The organism is Bombilactobacillus sp. ESL1187, assembly GCF_058107155.1.
On record NZ_JBYLTZ010000001.1, the window covers coordinates 708,832 to 727,634 of the forward strand.

Consider the following 18,803-nt stretch of genomic DNA (forward strand, 5'->3'; position numbering starts at 1 on the left):
AGTGGAGAGTAACCTTACGAACCTTCAGCTGTTCAAACAAGACGCGACAAAAAAATGTTCGTATCAAATGATACGAACATCACACTGCTCTAGGGGTCAGCAGTTTATATTTTTTCTGAGTGCTTTTAGTTCTAAATTGTTACTATCAATGAAAAATTTCAGCTTACTTTTCCACTGCTTGTAAATCTTGATTACCATCTAGTTCAGATTTACCAGCAAGATGCTTTCGTTGTAAGAAATCCATACTTAAATATAACAAAGCCAAACTGATCACGATAATTGATACTAAGACAATCACTGCTTGCACAAAGGTATTGTAACCTAATCCCGAAGTCAAAGCTTCCCGAAAACCATTAATTGAATAAGTCATTGGCAAGTAAGGATGAATTACATTATAAAAATGACTCGTAATTGGCATAGGGAAAGTTCCACCAGAACCGCCTAATTGAAGCATCAACAAGACCATTGCTAAAAAGCGTCCTGGATTATCTAATAACATCGCCAAAAACATAATTAGGAACATCGACGTCAGCGAGAATAAAATGGCAATCGTAAAGTACTCGCCTAAATTATCTGGTTGCAGTCCACCGACTAACATCAAGCCTGCATTTAACACGCCCATTGCGACAGCAATCACTGCTCCCACACTAATTTTACTTAAGAACCATTGCCAAGAAGGTTTTCCTGTCTCAGAAACACGACGAATCGGATAAATAAAGTTAAAGACGATAGAACCAACATATAATGCCACTGACAATACATACGGTGCTAGCGCATGACCATAATTAGATACGCGGCTGTAATGATGCTGTTTAACCTTAGTCGGCGCAGCCATCATCTGGGCATTTTTAGTAGTTGGTTTAATTTGACTTAACGTCTGTGAACCTTGATTCAAGGCTTGACCTAATTGACCACTACCACTGAGTAATTGTTGCGCACCCGCGGTTAACGGCTCACCACTGGATGCCAGTTGGCCGGTGGCACTAGCCAGCTGTTGCACACCTGAACCCAATTGCTGACTACCAGCATCTAATTGATCAATCCCGTTAGTTAATGTCGGTACAGATTGATTAAGTTGTGACAAACCACTAGCTAATTGATTAGCACCCGAAGTTAAACCTGCTTGTGTACCCGTACCATTTAAAGCACTTTGAATACCTTGCACACCCGAGTTCAATTGGTTGATTGCCTGGCTGGCACCTGGTAAGGCTAAGTTAGAAGCTTGCGCTAATTGTTGGACACTACCTTGTAGTTGACCTAATTGACCTTGAATTTGTTGTAATTGCGGTTGTGCTTGTTGCACTGCTTGTAAGTTAGCTCCAATGCCTTGTGTAGCGGCACTGGCTGCTTGCAAATTACCAGCTACACTTTGTAAAGCTGGTTGCAAGTCACTGGAAGCACTACTATCAGTTCCTTGAGCTAAACCAGATTGTACCGCTTGACTAACAATCGCTTGTTGATCAGCCGTCAGTGGCGTTCCTTGATTAGCTAATTCTTGATTGATTTGGCCAATAATTGCTTGGGAACTGGTTGCCACATCAACTCCACTACCGGCATTTGTATTCAAACTGGCCAACGTTTGACTAGCTTGTTGTAAATTACTACCAATCGTTTGTGTTTGGCTACCAATTCCTGCTAGATTATTTTGAAAATTACCTAAGGCACCAGTATTTGTTTGTTGTAAGGTTTGATTTAATTGTTGCAAACCAGAATTGATTTGAGGTAAAGCCGCAACAACTTGTTGTAATTGTGCTTGTTGACTGCCAGAAGCGCTCGCGCTCACAGCATTTTGTAACTGGGCCAAGCCGGAACTTAATTGATTGGCACCGTTACTTAATTGGCTGACACTGCTTGCTAGAGGTTGCACTTGTTGTTTTAATTGCGCAATCCCGTTCGTTAATGGCGCAACATTTAAACTCAAAGTTTGCACACCGTCATTAACCTGGGATACTGCCGCCGTATATTGATTCAAACCATCACTCAATGTGACCGTACCAACGTTGAGTTGACTAGCACCACTCGCTGCCTGTTGCATGCCATGGGTAATCACATTTAAACCAGCAAACATGGCCTGCGCATAAGCTTGAGTGACCGCAGATCGAACTTGCGAATTTAACTTAGTAACTCCCATCTGACTAATCACACTGCCAATATAATTCAAGGAATCATTAGTTTGGTATTGTAACTTCATTTTCTTAGGATGTTTGTCTAAAGCAGTTGCCGCATTTTTAGAAAAATCCTTCGGAATCGTCACCACTGTAAAATATTTTTGATCTTTCAGACCCTTTTTTGCTTGTTTAGCGGAGACAAAGCGCCAGCCTAACTGGTGATTTTTTTTCAATTTTTTAACCGTTTGCTGTCCTACCGCTAACTTTTTCCCCTCATAGTGCACTGGCTTATCTTCGTTAACCACGGCGACAGGAAGATGTTGCGTTTCACCATACGGATCCCAAACTGAACGCAAGAAGAAAATGGAATACAAAAAGGGAATTAATGCAATGGCAATCAATGAAATCCAAATCATATGATGTTTGCCAATAAATTTCCATTCTTTTTTAATCATAAATAACAAACTACTCCTTATTAATTTCTCTTAGTTATTCAATAATTTCATTGAGCTGCAAAGCCAGTAGTTCTTGAAATGACTGTTGGCGTTGCTTTTGCTCAGATGGTAAGAAGCCCATCATTTCAATAGCGGTAAAGCCGAGTACCGCACTAATAAAAGTTTGGACAAAATTTTTCGCATGCATATGCTTCAAATGCACCCCCGTGACCAATTTATCCAAGATTTGCCAATTACGGGCTGTCTTTTGATAAAACAGGCTATCATGACTAAAGCGATGGACTTCATAAACTAGTTCCACCAGTTTACCCTGACTTTCAAAATAATGATGGGCCACTTCCCCATACTTTTGAAACGCCGCTTTGCCGGACAGACCAAGCAAATTATCCATAAATAATTGATACAAATTGTCCATAAAGTCCGCACCAATCTGATTGATTAAATCTTGCAGATTTTTAAAGTAATTGTACAAAGTTTGCGAACGAATATCCAATTTTTGGGCGATGAGTGGAAATGATAGCGAACGAATGCCATCATCAAAAACGATTTGCTGCGCAACTTGAACAATCTGCTCCTTAGTTACACGTCGATTAACCATTTTCCATCTCCTTATATTTGTAAAAACAATATTACAATGTGTAATTTTAATATAAATTTTTTCGGCTTTCAAGCACAAAATCTTCAAACTTTCAAAATAGTTCTACCAAACAAAAAGTTTTATAATAATGAACATTGGAGGTTCTCTTATGATTCTAGAACGTAATAATTTTTTAAGTATTGACCAAATTGAAATGCAGATTAGTTCCGTCCTCATGAAAGATCACGACATTGATCTCACTCAACTAATTAACCTATATATGTTACGCCGTTCTGCCATTAAAGAGATCGGCACGAAGTTAGAAAACTTAGATGATGAGTATTCCATCACGCACCATCACAATCCGATTAATCTCATTGAAGAGCGAATCAAAAGTCCCGCCAGTTTATTTGATAAACTAGAACGCAAACAGCTCCCTTATTCAATTGAAAGTATCAATAAAAACATGCTCGATATTGCTGGCATTCGTGTTATTACCAATTATCTGGATGATATTTTGCGCGTTAAAGAAGCCTTAATTAATCAAGACGACGTCAAATTAATCAAAAGCAAAGATTACTTAAATCACCCTAAACCTAACGGTTACCGTGGGTTGCACTTAGTTGTTAGTGTCCCGGTCTTTTTAGCCAATCAAACGCACAAAGATATTCCCGTAGAAGTGCAGTTACGCACTAGCGGCATGAACATGTGGGCTAGCCTCGAACATAAATTACATTATAAAAACCTAACTAGTACCGCTAAAGCTGATACCTATACTGATAAGCTCGGCGAATACTCCCAGCGGATCAACGATATTGAAGTCGGAATGCAACAAATTGCTAAAGATTTAGATAAATAGTTCCTACCATATATTTTTATCATGATCATTAATCATAAGGTTATCATCAGCCGAATTTATGAAAGTTATGTGACTATGCAAATTGCTTGAAGCCAAGTCTACTGGCCTGAAAATGTTCCTGATGAAATCGTTGAAGGTCATTTTTCCCATTTAGCTTCAGCAAAAGAGCGTTGTTCAACTTCCAAGCAGAAGTTGAACAACGCTCTTTGAATATTCCAATTATTTATCGGCGCCTTGATTAATTACCGAAAACATTGCCTGACGAGCTTGATTAATTTGTTCAGCCGTAATTTCGATCTCAGTCGAGACAATATACTTAATCACAGAAATAGCATTAATACTAACCAACGACGACTGTAATGAATCCGGCGACCATTGATACTTTTGGTGTAATAATTCTTTAAAAGATTGCGCCAATTGACTCTCAAAATCTTGATGTTGTGAATAAAATTTACTATTAAATAGTGCTTGAATCAACTCACGATGTTCAAAAAAATAATGAATGTGCTCAGCACTTTGGTTTGTGATCGCGTTGTCTAACACATCCTTAGAATCCACAATAAATCTCTGACTTAATTTTTCTACTAAATCTTCTTTATCTTCAAAATGGTTATAAAACGTATTGCGATTAATCATTGCTTTTTGGGCTAATTGATTAATCGTTAATTTGTGATAGCCGTTTTTATTAACCAATTCTATAAAGGCCTCTACAATAGCTTTTATTGTCTTTTTTTTACGTAAATCCATATTTTCTCCTCAAATAGTGAGCACTTTGCTTAAAAATGTCGCAAAACGAACATTTTCAGAAAAATTAACTAATGATTTTTAATATTAATGTGGCTAAAATGGAACAATCACACAAGCAAAGGAGTTTTCACAAGTATGAAATTTTTCAATTTCTTAAAAGCTAAAGGCTTTTGGATTGCGATAATTGCTGCCACCTTAATGGTAACCTTTTTAGGTGGTATTCAAATCGGTGTCCGCAATAACGTAGCTGTTAAAAAATTACCCGTGGCAGTGGTTGATCTGAACAAAGGTCCCCAGTCCCAGAAAATCGCTGATAAATTACATGATGCTGGCACCAAAAAAGATGCCAAAATCAAATTTATTAAAAAAAATTCTGTTTCAACTGCCAAAAAGGCAATTAACGAACACAAGGCTTACGGAATTATTGTTTTTCCAAAGGATTTCTCACAAAAACAAAAACAAATTGGCACTTACGTACAGCAAGTGGCTATCGCCAACATGACCAACAAGCCTGAGCCAACTGCGCCACAGCCGATTAAAGTTAAAATCATTGTTAGCCAAGGTTCGAACGTCTCAGCCAGTTCTGCTTTAACTACTGGTCTCCCGGTCTTAATTAATAAATTAAACGCAGGAATGAGTAAACAAATCAACCTACAACTTGCTCAAAAATCCGTTAAATTGTCACCACAAGCTTACTCCGCACTCAATAATTTAATGGTGACCCAAGTTAAGAATATCAATAAAGTACCTGATAAATCAATGAGTGGCATGATGCCAATGATGACCACGGTCTTTATCTGGATTGGAGCCATGATGGGTAACATGATGCTATGGCGCTATTTGAAAGCTCAAACTAAGACCAAGCGTTTAACCACTAGATTAGTAGGACAGCAAGCTGTCGCTGGTATTTTATTAGCTGCTATCGTAACTTTTGTTATTTACGGAATTAGCAGTGCCTTCTCCGTACCAATTCCAAATACTGGATCTTATCTCGGAATACTCTTTACTTCAGTCTTAGTCTTTTTCTATTTACTCAGTGCCCTCTTTGATTGGTTGGGGATGGGCGGTCAATTAATCGCGATGGCCGTTTGGATGTTATCAATAGCTGTTGCTGCTTATCCTAAGGAAGCCTTGACCGCATTCCAAAGAGACTTTATCTTTAGTTGGACCCCAATTAAATTCCCAATGGAAGCTTTAACCAATATTTTCTATCTACCCAATGGTACCACAACTGGTAGTATGATGAGCATCATGGTTGTGATTGGCATTATCAGCTTAATTGTAATGTTCTTAGCTAGTCTAGGACAAAAAGATAAGACCGTCACTGCTTAGAATCAACTATTTTCAGTCAGTAAAAAGAGCAGAACGAAAGTAAGCAACTTTTTGTCCTGCTCTTTTTTGTATATTAATATGAGCTTAATACCGAAAATAACCACTAAAATTAAAGCAAAAGTAACTACTCTAGATAACCTGTAACAAACAATAATGGAACCCAGCTAGGCATCTGTAAATAAAACCAGGATGTTGGGACAATAACATTAATTAATTTCTTTCATTACAACGGCAATTTTTAATTAGGTTTGCCAGCAATTACCAAAACTTTTCTCGAGTATACCAGCCGTTTTTAGGACAATTTTCTCCAAAAGAAAAAGATTGAATGTAAAAGCTTAAAACAGCCACTTTCACTTCAATCTCTATTATTTCCAAAAATTAAAATTTCTACCGTCCGGTAAACGAACTAAACGTAATATGATAATACTTCCGAAAGCCCCAGCGAGCTGCATAAGCTACGATGGCAATTACTATTTCAGCCCAAGCTGGTAAAATCGGATTGAGGACTGGTGGGACAAGCACCGTTAACATCCAGACAAAGAACATGATCAACAAACCAATAATGATAATCAAAATGGTTTTCCAGAAAGGTTCGCGTTTGTGATCCTCTGCTAACATGCGTTTATTCAACCAACCGAATAAAACGCCCCAAACAATCGCAATCACTAAAATAGATAAAATTCCACTTTGGTTTTGCCGACTAGGATGCTTAATGAATAAGCTCATCACTCCATACATAATGGCAAAAATCGCTACAAATAACAAGGAATTATCCACCGCCATTTGCCAAGTCGGTGTATTGGAAGCTGTAGCCTTCGGCGCCTTTTTATGAATCAACGAATCGATTTTCGTCGTTACGGAACCATAAAGTTGGCGCGCCGGAATCCCCTTAATTTGATTATCAAGGACTTCTTGTAGCAAACCATCAACCAATGTTTGGGCTTGTTGTGACGTTTTTCCTTGCTGTGTCAGCCCTTTTTGCAACCGAAATAAGTAATCTTCATTTTTATTACTTAGTTTTTGACGTAATTGTTCGGGCGTGGCATCTTTAATTTGCTCTTCAACTTCTAATTGATGTTCTCGTTTTTGAGTACGTTGCTGCTGTTGTTCTTGTTGGTGTTGTTGTGCTTGTTTATTTTTATCTCTGGGATCCATAGCTACTCCTAAACATTAAACCGGAATTCAATTATATCGCCATCTTGAACTACATAATCTTTACCTTCAAGCCGTAAACGTCCAGCTTCTTTGACCGCTTGCATACTACCATATTTGTCTAAATCGGCATACGAAACCGTCTCAGCTTTAATAAAGCCCCGTTCAAAATCTGAATGGATTACTCCAGCCACTTGGGGAGCCTTCATTCCTTGCTTAAACGTCCAAGCTCTGGTTTCTGGACCACCAGCCGTAAAGAACGTCGCTAAACCTAGTAAATGATAACTAGCACGAATCAACCGATCTAACCCGGATTCTTCTACACCTTCAGCTTCCAAAAAGACTTGGCGTTCATCATCATCTAATTCCGCAATTTCTTCTTCCGTTTTGGCTGAAATACCAATCACTTCTGCATTTTCCTTTGCGGCATAGTCTGCAACTTGTTGATAATATGGTGATTGAGTAGGATCGGCCATGTCATCTTCAGCAATATTAGCTACATATAAAACTGGCTTGGCGGTTAATAAAAATAACCCCTTAACGATTGGCTGCTCTTCCTCACTGAAATCAATACTCCGCACGGCACCGCCTGCTTCCAAGACTGGTTGAATTTTTTGTAAAACGGCTAATTCTGCCACTGCCGCTTTATCTTTGGTGCGTGCTACTTTTTCCACTTTAGCTAAGCGTTTATTAACACTGTCTAAATCCGCAATACTTAATTCCAAATTAATCGTTTCAATATCGTCTAAGGGATCAATTTTACCATTGACATGAGTGATATTATCATCAGCAAAGGCCCGCACCACGTGCACAATTGCATCCACTTGGCGAATATTTTCTAAAAACTTATTACCCAAACCTTCACCTTGGCTAGCACCCTTAACAATCCCGGCGATATCCGTAAATTCAAATGTGGTATGAACAATTTTCTTAGCGGGAATTAATTCATCAATCCGCTTTAAACGCGCATCTGGCACCTCAACCATCCCGACATTGGGATCAATAGTGGCAAAGGGATAATTAGCCATTTCTGCTCCTGCTTTGGTAATTGCATTAAATAAAGTTGATTTACCAACATTAGGTAAACCAACGATTCCTGCTGTTAAAGCCATGATCTAAACTCCTTATTAATTTAATTGATTAGGTATTTTTAGTTTTGCAGTTGCGATATAAAATTCTTCTTGAGCGGTTTTAACTTCGTGCTCTTTGGTAATAATTTTTTTGAATTTTTTATTAAATTCCGCCCGAGGCATCATCACTTGGTGGCCGCAGCCTAAACACCGGATCTTAATATCGGCACCTAAGCGCACAACCTCCCAGCGATTATAGCTACAAGCATGCGGTTTTTTCATTAAAACAATATCACCTAGCTGATACATATTGGCCCCCTTAATCAACAGAAATGTCTAATAAATCTAAAATTCGATTTAAATCTTTCGTCGAAGAAAAATCAATTTGAATTTTACCTTTGCCATTTTTGCCATCGGTCACCTTCACACTAGTGCCAAACTTATCAACCAACTGCTCTTCAGTGGCCCGAATGAAGGGAGATTTGGTTATTTTCTTTTTGGTTTTCACAGGTTGATTAGCCATTGCTTCTAATTGTCGCACAGTTAAGCTTTGTTGGACGGCCATCTTCGCTACTTGATCAATTTTTTGTGGATCTTTAAAAGTCAATAAAGTCCGGGCCTGCGCCATCGTCAATTGACCATTAATTAAGTATTGTTTCGTTTGGTTAGGCAAACTGAGTAGGCGTAAATAATTTGCAATATAAGGACGACTTTTGCCCAGACGTTCCGACACTTGTTCCTGCGTTAAATGCAATTTTTCAATTAAAGTTTGATAAGCCTGTGCCTCTTCAATCGGATTTAAATCTTCACGCTGGAGATTTTCCAAAACGCCAATTTCCATCATTTGGCTTTCGTCTAATTGCCGAACAATGGCGGGAATTGTTTGCCGTTGAGCTATTTTACTAGCGCGAAAACGGCGTTCCCCCACTACAATCTGGTAGCCATTAACACTTTTACGCACCACAATCGGTTGAAACACGCCATTTTCTTTGATTGATTGCGCCAATTCATTTAAAGCTTCTTGATCAAAGCTTTTACGTGGTTGATACGGATTGGGACGAATGGCTTCTAAGGAAATCTCAACAACATTTTCAGAACTAATTTCATTATTTTCAAAATCCGAAAAGATGGCATCAATTCCGCGACCTAAGCCGCTTCTCTTTTTATCGGGCATCGTTGTTCATAACCTCCTTGGCTAATTGCAAATAGACCTCCGCTCCCCGTGACTTACGATCAAAATCAATAATCGGCAAACCATAACTAGGAGCTTCGGCTAAACGAGTATTCCGTGGAATAATCGTTTTATAAACGTGATCTCCAAAATAACTTTGTACTTCCGTTACCACTTGGGTCCCAAGATTAGTTCGCGCGTCAAACATTGTTAACAGCACACCTTCAATGGCTAAATCGGGATTAAAATGTTTTTGCACTAAGCGAATCGTATTTAACAATTGACTCAATCCTTCCAAAGCATAGTATTCGCTTTGTACTGGAATAATAATTGAATTGCTAGCAGTAAAAGCATTGATAGACAGTTGCCCCAAGGAAGGTGGACAATCAATCAATACGTAATCATAATCAGTAGCAATCGAACCAACGGCCTCCTTGAGGCGGGTTTCACGGGCCATCATTGAAGTTAGTTCCATTTCGGCCCCCGCTAATTGAATAGTAGCGGGCACAATGTCCAAGTTTTTGCGCTGCGTATGCATAATTGTATCTTTCAAGGGCATTTCATTAATAATGACATCGTAAATATCTTGTGCCACATCAACTTTCTTAATACCTAAACCACTAGTGGCATTGCCTTGCGGGTCAATATCAATGACTAATACTCGCTGTCCTAGTTCAGATAAACAAGCACCCAAGTTAATGGTCGTCGTTGTTTTACCAACGCCACCTTTTTGATTGGCGAGTGAAATTACTTTAACCATGCTTGTTCTCCTTTTTAATTGTGATAATCATTTGATATTCTTGGTCAGTTTCTGTTTCTTGGTAAACAAATTGTGCTCCATTTTTTCGCGCCAATTTCACTGAATCGCGCACAGTATTAATGGCTAATTGTGAACTTTTCGAAGTTAAGGCCCGAATTTTTTTATGCTGCTTAGCAGGCGCTGGTTGTTGCTCTTTTTGAATTAAACGCTCCGTTTGTTGCACCGTTAGGTGTTTAGCTTGAATCTGCGCTAATAACTGACTTTGATGCGCAACCGGTACTTGTAATAAGGCACGGCCGTGACGTTGAGAGATTTGCCCCTGGGCTAAAGCCGTTTGCACGGTGGGGGTTAAGTTTAATAAGCGAATTTTATTAGCGATATAAGATTGACTCTTACCCAAATGTTTCGCCAAATCCTTTTGCGTCAAATGATTCATTTGCATCAAATTTTGATAAGCTTGGGCTTCCTCAATCGGATTGAGATCTTGTCGTTGCAAATTTTCAATTAAAGCTAATGAAGCCGACTGTTGGTCATCATAATCGCGTACAATGGCCGGAATTTTGGACCATTGTAGCTGACTAATAGCGCGAAAGCGCCGTTCACCAGCAATTAACTCATACTTTTGATCAGCTGTTAACCGCACAATAATTGGTTGCAATAAACCATTAGTAGCAATAGACTGCGCTAACTCTAAAATTTTCTCATTATCAAATTTTTGCCGTGGCTGATAGCGATTAACAATCACTTGTGCTAACGGAATTTCTTGAACTTGGTCCGTTTTGGTAGGGCCATTTTTCTCTTTAAAGTGTTCCCAAAATGACACTCCGTACTCCTCCTACTATGACAAAAACTCTTATAACGGTTGTTTCGTGGGCGTTCCGGGCTTGCGGGGATATTTAGCTGGTGTCTTATGGATTTTTTTGATTAAAATTAATTCGCGTAACCCCGCTTGCTCCGGCAATTGCCATTGTTGTAATTTAGTAACTTGACCACCTAAAACCTGTAAAGCATTTTGTGCTTGATCAAGTTCATTTTGTGCTTGTTGAGACTTTAAAGCAATAAAAGTCCCCTCTAACTTCACCACTGGCAAACACAATTCTAATAATGCGGGTAACTTAGCCACCGCGCGCGCCGTCACAAAATCAAAGTGTTCACGATAATCTTTTTGGCGGCCAAATTCTTCTGCACGCGCATGAATCAACTGGACATTATCTAACCGGAGAGTTTGCACGACTTGCTCCAAAAAATTAATCCGTTTTTGCAACGAATCGACAATCGTTAACTGCAACTGAGGATTAATAATTTTTAAAACTAAGCCTGGAAAACCAGCGCCAGAACCAATATCGGCTAAACTCACAGCTTGTTGTAACTGTGGTTGCACCAAGAGAGCTACTGCCGAATCATAAAAATGCTTAACATAAATTTCAGCGGGATCGGTAATACTCGTTAAATTAACCACTTTATTGGTCTGAATTAATAAATCTAGGTATAGCTGAAATTGGGTCAATTGTTGGGATGACAAATTAACCCCTTCCTTACTTAAGGCTTGTTGAAATTCTTGCGGACTCATGTAAACTCCTCACGTGAAACATAGCTTATGTTTCACAATTATCCTATCTTAATTAGCTAGTAAACGCAATAACTGTCTACTATTATACATGTTTTTTTAACAAACATTATAGTAAAATTAACCCCAAGAATTAGCTCTTTTTCCGCAGCTGTCTGGAATCAAAGTTTTATAGAAAGCAGGACTTTTATGTTACCTTTTTTACGTTTAACCCAAAATAATGATTTACAGCAAATTCAAACCCTCATTACCGCCGCGCAACAACTTCTCGCAAAAGATCACATCAACCAGTGGCAAGATGGCCATCCTAATATTCGTCAAATCCAGCAGGATATCACTCAACACGCCAGTTGGTCGTTATGTTTACAACAACAAGTTGTTGGTACTGCAGCGCTAATTAATGGCCCTGATCCTAATTATCAAACTTTAGCCAATAACAACTATCACAGTCATGAGCCTTATGCTGTTATTCACCGCTTTACCGTTAATCCACAGTTTAGCGGCCAACAGCTGGGCCGTTATCTCATGTCTAATTTAATCACGCAAGCTTATCAACAGGGTTACCAAAATTTACGCATTGATACGCATCCGCAAAATCTACGCATGCAACATTTAATTGAACAAACTGGTTTTCAAAAACGGGGAACGATTGAATTGCTAGATAACCAACATGCTTTGCGGTGGGTTTATGAATTAAATTTGTGAGTTACATCAAACTGTACTGTTTTAGAAACTGCATCAATCTGAATTTGTGCTCCCAAAACAGTAGGCAACATTGGCACTGTGTGACAACTATCATAATCATAAATAATTGGTAAGTCAGGATTATTAAGGACCTCTTGTAAAATATCAATGGGGCGCTGGTGACTTTGTTGATCGTCAAACAAGGCGTGCTTTCCCAAAATAATAACGCCAATTCGGTCAAAGACTCCCGCTATTTTTAGATGCGCAAAACTACGTTCCACCGTCGCCGCATCTTTTTGTGCATCTTCCAGTAGTAAAATGTCACCTGTTTGCAGCCGTGGAAAATATTTCGTACCAAAAATCCCCGCCATGGTATTTAAATTGCCGCCCATCACGCGACCTGTTAAATAAGGAGTTACTGTATAATGCCAGTGATTAGCATGGCGCTTTTTAGGGTGTTGCCACTTCTCCCAATTAATAGCTTCCTCACTCCAATATGGACGTTGGTGTAAAGTTACCGTTGTACTAGCCTGTAAAACAGCTAATAAATCTTGCCACATCAAATCCACATACGGTGGCCATTCACCAAAGGAAGCCACCACTGCCGGACCATAAATCACCCGACAATTGGGAGCCTGCGCTTGCACAGCTAAAAGTAAGGCTGTCGTATCCGAATAACCGATAATCGTCTTGGGATGCCGGTTTAAATAAGAAAAATCCACATAGGGTAAAACTGAATTAGTATTATTGCCACCAATGGCAGCCATTAAAATAGGGATATCCTCCCGATAGATTAATTCGTTAATTTCCTGTGCACGCTGCCGAATTGAGCCCGAACGATAAAACTCGCTTTGTCCGGTTAATGACCCTGCCACTACCGAAACACCTTGTTGTTTCAAGAAATTAACCGCTCGTAAGTAGCGCTGAGGTGCGAGTGCACTAATGGGTGTTGAAGCTGAAAACATTCCTATTTTCATATTTTTCACTTTCTTTTATGATTAAACATGAATATTAAATAAGAGATTAGAAATAATTGGCCTTTGCCTTATCTAATCTCTTATTATCTTAATATTTAACTGTTAAAATTTTCTGGGTTAAGCCAATGGATCCCAAGCAGGAACCAAAATTGGATCTTGTTGCCACTGTTGTTGTTCCACAGGAGTCAAGAATGCTTTTTGAACAATAATTTCGTATACATAGTCACTAAACCATTGATCATCCATGACAAAATAGCCTTTCGTACCGACTTGTTCGCCCCAAGAATTTTCCACTTTCCACTTGCGTGCGTGGCCCTGTTCGTCTAAATCAACACCAGTCAAAACCATGGCGTGAGACATTTGAGCTTGCCGAGTTTCTAAGCGTTGTTCTTTTGTCATCGTTAAATCCATCGCCAATAATTCTTGATACTGATACAAATCACCAGCTAATAGTCCTTGCTGACGATTAGACTGTGCACTAACATCATTGCCAAACCACACTGTATCTCCTGCTTGTAATTGCTGAATGGCAATTTGCTTTAAACGTTCGATTGGCAAATTTAAATCTTTTTGTTGCTTAGTGCCCACCATATTCGTATCGTCTTTGAGATGATACGTCCGACCGTATGGTTTGCTAGCTTGTGGCGCATTGAGTAAAGAAACATAGTCGTTAAATGGATAAGCACAATATTCTTGTGCAAATTGTTGTGGTGTAATGTTCGTTGCTTGAATTAATTTACCAGTATCCGTTTTTAATTCTAAATCAAAGTTAACTGGTGGCTGGCCAAAACATAGCACACAAATACGGTAAACTTCACTGAGCATGGCTTTAATACTTTGTTGTACTTGTTCCTCTGATGCTTGTTGTTGCACTAAAGAGCGCAATTTTTCCGCGTCTTTACGCAATTTAGTATTCAAAACTTGGGAAAATTCCTGCGTATGTTCTGAATTATAAGTTTCTGGCATCACATATTTGGGTACCACCCCGTATTTTTGAACCAAATTATATCCGTAATTCCAACGGCCACCATCTTCATCCGGTCCCGCTAATAATTGGGCCACATACCGATCCGTTAACTCCCGATCAGCGGTTGCAATCACTTGTTGGTAAAAAACATTCGCTTTTTCCAAGCGGTCATAAAAAGACAGGTAATTCTGAGATAATTCAAAATCTTTAATTTGATATTTCGTCGCAAACTTCGTGCGCAAAGTTGTGAGCGTTGAAAATAGCCAACAGCGCCCAGACTTTTTTTGATTCGAGACTTTACCAGTGGCTACTTCAACATTAAATTCTGGGTTTAACTGCCGCAACTGTGCTTGATTTTGGGTGGCTTTATTAAACCCATTATTCTGCACTAAAGCTCCTTTAATTGCCGCAGCTGGTTGTTGTTTTAAATCTTGATGAAATCGCTGTAATTGTTGTTGGTCAATTGCTTGCAAGTTGATCACTCCTAGACTTTTCTTATCAGACAGTTTAAACTATTGGAGATTAATAGTAAATAGTTTAATGAGGAAATTCTAAGAATGCAACCAGTTAAAATTGCTTATTTATATGAAGATTTAATGAACACCTACGGTGATTCGGGCGATGTCAAAATTTTACGTTATTTTTTAAAGCAGCAAAATTTTGATTGCACCGTAACCAATATTAGCTTAAATGATGACTTCAATGCCTTAGACTACGATTTTTTGTTCTTTGGTGGTGGGCAAGATTTTGAGCAATCGGTGGTAGCGCACGATATTTTACGCCACAAACAAACCATTACCGACTACATTGAAGACAATCGCCCCATGCTCGGAATTTGTGGCGGCTATCAATTCTTGGGCTCCTATTATCAAACGAGTGGCGGGCAAACCATTCAATGTTTGGACATTCTCCCCTTTCACACCGTTTTTAATCCTCAAAAACGAATGATTGGTGATACGCATTTCACCACCAAATTTGGTGAAGTTCATGCATTTGAAAATCACAGTGGGCAAACTTTCTTTGATGATTCCAAGCAGTTAAAACCGTTTGGCAAAATGATTGAAGGTTACGGCAATAATCCAGATGATGGTGTCGAAGGCATGATTTATAAAAATACAATTGGTAGCTATGCGCACGGTCCCTTACTCAAAAATACTAACGTTGCCCAAGGTTTAGTACAATTAATCATCACTAATTATCAGCAGCATCATGCACCGGCTGAGCTAAATAATTAACAGTCACCGCCTCAAGACCGTATAATAATCTATATATGAAACCATAAAACATGATTTTTCTTGTTAAAAATTAAATAATCGCAAATTAAGGAGTGATTTTATGACCAAGATGACTGCAGGTCGTGCTTTGGCTCAAGTCTTAGTCAAATGGAACATTGATCATTTATATGGTATTCCGGCTGACTCAATCAATAATGCCGTAGAAGGTTTATATCAAGAACGTGAACAGCTCAAGTACATTCAAGTCCGTCATGAAGAGATTGGTGCTTTAGCAGCCACCGCTGATGCTAAGTTGACTGGTAAAATTGGCGTTAGTTTTGCTTCTGCTGGTCCCGGTGGTGTCCACCTGTTGAATGGCTTATATGATGCCAAGATGGATCATGTCCCCGTTTTAGCACTCGTCGGTCAATCAGCCACTGGCATTATGAATACGAACTTTTTCCAAGAAATGAATGAAGATCCCATCTTTGCCGACGTAGCAGAATTTCATAAGCAAGCTACTACAGCTGAACAGATTCCTTACTTAGTAGACGAAGCTATTCGTCATGCTTATGCTACTAAATCAGTTTCCGTTGTCATTTTACCGGATGATTTATCAGGCCAAGAAATTGATTTTCAAGGTTTCCAAACAGCTGCCATTGCCCACAAACCGGCTAATTTATTAAAGCCAACTGCAACGGAGATCCAACAGGTTATTACAGCTTTAAAAGAAGCGCAACGGCCCGTTTTGTGGCTAGGTCAAGGCACCAAGGGAACAAGAGAACTGGCAGTACAAGTCGTGGAACAATTAAACTTACCCGTCTTAACCACCGTTCCTGCAACTGGCGTTATTCCAACTGACCATCCCAACTTCATGGGTTCACGGGGTCGATTAGGGACCAAACCTGGCTTTGAAGTTACTAACGCGAGCGATTTAGTTATCTTTGTTGGTTCCAATTATCCGTTTGCGCGCTTTTTACCCGATTCTGTCAAATTTATTCAAGTGAATAATAATTTAGCCGATTTGGGCAAACAATACGATGCCAGCGTGACCGTTTTAGCTGATAGTGCCGAATTTTTCAAAGCGTTATTAGCTAGTGGCTATCAACGACCTGAAACTCCGTTTGTCAAAGCAGCTAAGCAAAACAAAGCTAATTGGGATCAATGGTTACTGCAGTGCGCCCAAGATGACAAAGACGGCTTGCGAGCTGAAGGTGTGATTCAAGCCATTAAAGAACACAGTACGAACAATGCCGTTTATGGTTTAGATGTTGGTAATAATACAGAATGGTCTATTCGCCAATTACCATTTAATCAAGACCAATCATTTACCATGTCCCCCTGGTATGGGACCATGGGCTTTGGCTTACCCGCAGGCTTAGCCGCCCAATTGAATTACCCTAACCAACAAGTTTGGAGTATTTCTGGCGACGGTGGCTTTGCAATGGTCATGCCTGATTTATTAACCGAGGTCAAATATCAATTACCAGTCATCAATGTCGTTTTGGAAAATAATTCCTTTGGTTATATCGAACATGAAAAAATTCAAAATCAACAATCCATGTATGGTATCAACTTATTAGGGGCTGATTGGGGACAAGTGGCCACAGCCATGGGTGCTCACGGTTTTACTGTGCAAAACTTAAGTGAATTACAGCAAACCATGCAACAAATTGATGAATTACAAAAGCAAGGTAATCATTTACCTATTGTGTTAGATGCAAAGATTCAAAATATTGATCCAATTGATACCAGTTTTGTTCCCGTCAATGAAGATCTATTTGATCAACCTACAATTGATCATTATCGTAAACTTTACGATGTCTCAGCAACAAGTCAGCCTTCACTGCAGACTTTGATCAAACAATTTTCTGAAGTTGAATAATATTTCTATTAAAAATGCAGTTTACAAAACATTTGTAAACTGCATTTTTTGTTTATTTTTGATTTCTCTGACAAACTTCAATAATTTCATGGTTCGGACCGTAAAAATTAAAATAACTAATTCCATGTTCCCAAAATGGTAAATGCATCACCTGGTCATCAATAAATTCAAAACCCAATTGGTGCACATAATCATAGGCTGCTTGAATGTCATCGGTATCTAATGCCAGGTGATTAATTGCACCATTCACAGGATTAATCGGTGCTTCATATAATTCAATCAGCAAGTCATTTAGTTGCAAGAAACCGACTTTACTGCCTTGATTGTCTTCTTGATTAATTAACTGAAAACCTAATTTTTCATACAAGTCAACACTCTGGTCAAAATCTTGCGTAGTGATACCAACATGTGAAATACCCTTAAAATAAGCCATTTTGCAATCCTCCAATATTATATTTTTCAACTTGATTATAATCTTTTTCTAAAAAACAGACTGAATTAATCTTGTCTTAGAGTCGACTCCAAGGTGTACACTGCCACTAAAATTTGTAATAAAGAAGGTTTTAGCAAATGACTAATATTTTAATTATGGCAGCCAACGGGCAGATCGCACGGATTGTTGAAGAACGAATTCTGTCCGAACAACAATTTCAAAATATTCATTTGACTTTATTTTTAAGAAACAAACAGCGTCTAGACCGCTACCAAAATAATTCCCGGGTAACTTTAATCGAAGGCGATTTATTAGATGAAGTGGCAGTAAACCAAGCCGTGATAAACCAAGATTTAGTCTTTGTAGCCGTCGTTGATCACGATTCAAAAAATCGCATCACCCAAAACGTAGTTACTGCTATGAAACAGCAGGGGGTTAACCGGGTACTGTTTGCCAATGTGCTGGGATTATATCACGAAGTTGGCGGTGAATTTGGCCGCTGGAACGCTGAATATATTGGACGCGGTTTACCATCTGCTAGACAGAGCGACCAAATCCTCAAAGAATCTGGTTTAAATTACACAACATTGCGTTTACCTTGGTTAAACGACCGCCCAGCAATCAAGTATCAAATTACGACTCAAGCGCAACCTTATTTAGGTGTTTCAGGCTCACGTCAAAGTATTGCGGACGCAATTTTAAAAATAATTGCCGATCCAAAGCAATATAGTTACGAAAGTATTGGTATCGCTGATCCGGACACTCAAGGTGCAGACCGCCCGGTTTATTAAATTAAGCATCTATTACTAATTAAAAAAACGGTTCATCACTTGTTTAACTGGCGA

19 protein-coding genes are annotated in these 18,803 nt (G+C 39.0%); 6 read left to right on the forward strand and 13 right to left on the reverse strand.

The features are described from left to right. Positions 1-163 precede the first annotated feature (163 nt). Entirely contained in the window at positions 164-2,563 is a 2,400-nt protein-coding gene (locus AC3B5B_RS03530; RefSeq protein ID WP_489769320.1) for a YhgE/Pip family protein, read from the reverse strand. A gap of 34 nt (positions 2,564-2,597) precedes the next feature. Beyond that, positions 2,598-3,161: a TetR/AcrR family transcriptional regulator gene (locus tag AC3B5B_RS03535; protein WP_489756956.1), complete on the reverse strand. Its 564-nt coding sequence runs from the start codon at positions 3,159-3,161 to the stop codon at positions 2,598-2,600. Between the two features lie 148 nt (positions 3,162-3,309). Here AC3B5B_RS03535 and AC3B5B_RS03540 point away from each other — a divergent pair, with 148 nt between their 5' ends. After that, positions 3,310-3,999 carry a GTP pyrophosphokinase gene (locus AC3B5B_RS03540; protein ID WP_489756955.1) on the forward strand — a complete coding sequence of 230 codons (690 nt, stop codon included), beginning with the start codon at positions 3,310-3,312 and terminating at the stop codon, positions 3,997-3,999. Between the two features lie 219 nt (positions 4,000-4,218). On the opposite strand, the gene AC3B5B_RS03545 is transcribed toward AC3B5B_RS03540, so the two are convergent. Then, positions 4,219-4,746: a TetR/AcrR family transcriptional regulator gene (locus tag AC3B5B_RS03545; protein WP_489769321.1), complete on the reverse strand. Its 528-nt coding sequence runs from the start codon at positions 4,744-4,746 to the stop codon at positions 4,219-4,221. 135 nt (positions 4,747-4,881) lie between these two features. Here AC3B5B_RS03545 and AC3B5B_RS03550 point away from each other — a divergent pair, with 135 nt between their 5' ends. Then, positions 4,882-6,078, forward strand: a complete 1,197-nt coding sequence (locus AC3B5B_RS03550; protein ID WP_489769322.1) for a YhgE/Pip domain-containing protein — start codon at positions 4,882-4,884, stop codon at positions 6,076-6,078. A 387-nt stretch (positions 6,079-6,465) separates the two neighbouring features. Here the strand turns inward: AC3B5B_RS03550 and AC3B5B_RS03555 are convergent, their stop codons facing one another. From AC3B5B_RS03555 to rsmG, 7 genes are read right to left on the reverse strand one after another with little or no spacing between them, the layout of a single operon-like run. Further along, the gene (locus AC3B5B_RS03555) at positions 6,466-7,233 is read right to left on the reverse strand and encodes a DUF1129 family protein (protein WP_489769323.1); all 768 of its coding nucleotides are present in this window, start codon (positions 7,231-7,233) and stop codon (positions 6,466-6,468) included. Between the two features lie 8 nt (positions 7,234-7,241). Further along, positions 7,242-8,342, reverse strand: a complete 1,101-nt coding sequence (gene ychF, locus AC3B5B_RS03560) for a redox-regulated ATPase YchF (RefSeq protein ID WP_489756951.1) — start codon at positions 8,340-8,342, stop codon at positions 7,242-7,244. 15 nt (positions 8,343-8,357) lie between these two features. Continuing rightward, positions 8,358-8,609, reverse strand: a complete 252-nt coding sequence (locus AC3B5B_RS03565) for a DUF951 domain-containing protein (protein ID WP_489756950.1) — start codon at positions 8,607-8,609, stop codon at positions 8,358-8,360. A gap of 10 nt (positions 8,610-8,619) precedes the next feature. Next, positions 8,620-9,474 (reverse strand): ParB/RepB/Spo0J family partition protein, encoded by an 855-nt coding sequence (locus AC3B5B_RS03570; protein WP_489756949.1) that lies wholly within the window; start codon positions 9,472-9,474, stop codon positions 8,620-8,622. Beyond that, positions 9,464-10,231 carry a ParA family protein gene (locus AC3B5B_RS03575; RefSeq protein ID WP_489756948.1) on the reverse strand — a complete coding sequence of 256 codons (768 nt, stop codon included), beginning with the start codon at positions 10,229-10,231 and terminating at the stop codon, positions 9,464-9,466. Before AC3B5B_RS03575 ends, AC3B5B_RS03570 begins: the two co-directional genes overlap by 11 nt. Further along, entirely contained in the window at positions 10,224-11,054 is an 831-nt protein-coding gene (gene noc, locus AC3B5B_RS03580) for a nucleoid occlusion protein (RefSeq protein WP_489769324.1), read from the reverse strand. Before noc ends, AC3B5B_RS03575 begins: the two co-directional genes overlap by 8 nt. A 30-nt stretch (positions 11,055-11,084) precedes the next feature. Then, a complete protein-coding gene (rsmG, locus tag AC3B5B_RS03585; RefSeq protein WP_489756946.1) occupies positions 11,085-11,801 on the reverse strand; it encodes a 16S rRNA (guanine(527)-N(7))-methyltransferase RsmG in 717 nt (238 codons plus the stop codon). Positions 11,802-11,987: 186 nt separating this feature from the next. Between rsmG and AC3B5B_RS03590 the strand changes: the two genes are divergently transcribed. Then, positions 11,988-12,503, forward strand: coding sequence for a GNAT family N-acetyltransferase (locus AC3B5B_RS03590; protein ID WP_489756945.1), 516 nt, complete (start codon positions 11,988-11,990; stop codon positions 12,501-12,503). Here the strand turns inward: AC3B5B_RS03590 and AC3B5B_RS03595 are convergent. Both AC3B5B_RS03595 and AC3B5B_RS03600 read right to left on the reverse strand, forming a co-directional pair. Continuing rightward, on the reverse strand, positions 12,485-13,459 hold the full coding sequence (locus tag AC3B5B_RS03595; protein WP_489769325.1) for a S66 family peptidase: 975 nt from the start codon (positions 13,457-13,459) through the stop codon (positions 12,485-12,487). The genes AC3B5B_RS03590 and AC3B5B_RS03595 overlap by 19 nt on opposite strands. A gap of 117 nt (positions 13,460-13,576) precedes the next feature. Beyond that, complete coding sequence (locus tag AC3B5B_RS03600; protein WP_489769326.1) at positions 13,577-14,908, reverse strand: C1 family peptidase; 1,332 nt, start codon at positions 14,906-14,908, stop codon at positions 13,577-13,579. Between the two features lie 75 nt (positions 14,909-14,983). Here AC3B5B_RS03600 and AC3B5B_RS03605 point away from each other — a divergent pair, with 75 nt between their 5' ends. Both AC3B5B_RS03605 and AC3B5B_RS03610 read left to right on the forward strand, forming a co-directional pair. After that, positions 14,984-15,661, forward strand: a complete 678-nt coding sequence (locus tag AC3B5B_RS03605; protein ID WP_489769327.1) for a type 1 glutamine amidotransferase — start codon at positions 14,984-14,986, stop codon at positions 15,659-15,661. Positions 15,662-15,761: 100 nt separating this feature from the next. Next, entirely contained in the window at positions 15,762-17,525 is a 1,764-nt protein-coding gene (locus AC3B5B_RS03610) for a thiamine pyrophosphate-dependent enzyme (protein ID WP_489769328.1), read from the forward strand. Positions 17,526-17,577: 52 nt separating this feature from the next. On the opposite strand, the gene AC3B5B_RS03615 is transcribed toward AC3B5B_RS03610, so the two are convergent. Further along, positions 17,578-17,958: a VOC family protein gene (locus AC3B5B_RS03615; protein WP_489769329.1), complete on the reverse strand. Its 381-nt coding sequence runs from the start codon at positions 17,956-17,958 to the stop codon at positions 17,578-17,580. 137 nt (positions 17,959-18,095) lie between these two features. Here AC3B5B_RS03615 and AC3B5B_RS03620 point away from each other — a divergent pair, with 137 nt between their 5' ends. Further along, entirely contained in the window at positions 18,096-18,749 is a 654-nt protein-coding gene (locus AC3B5B_RS03620) for an NAD(P)H-binding protein (protein ID WP_489769330.1), read from the forward strand. Positions 18,750-18,803 lie beyond the last annotated feature (54 nt).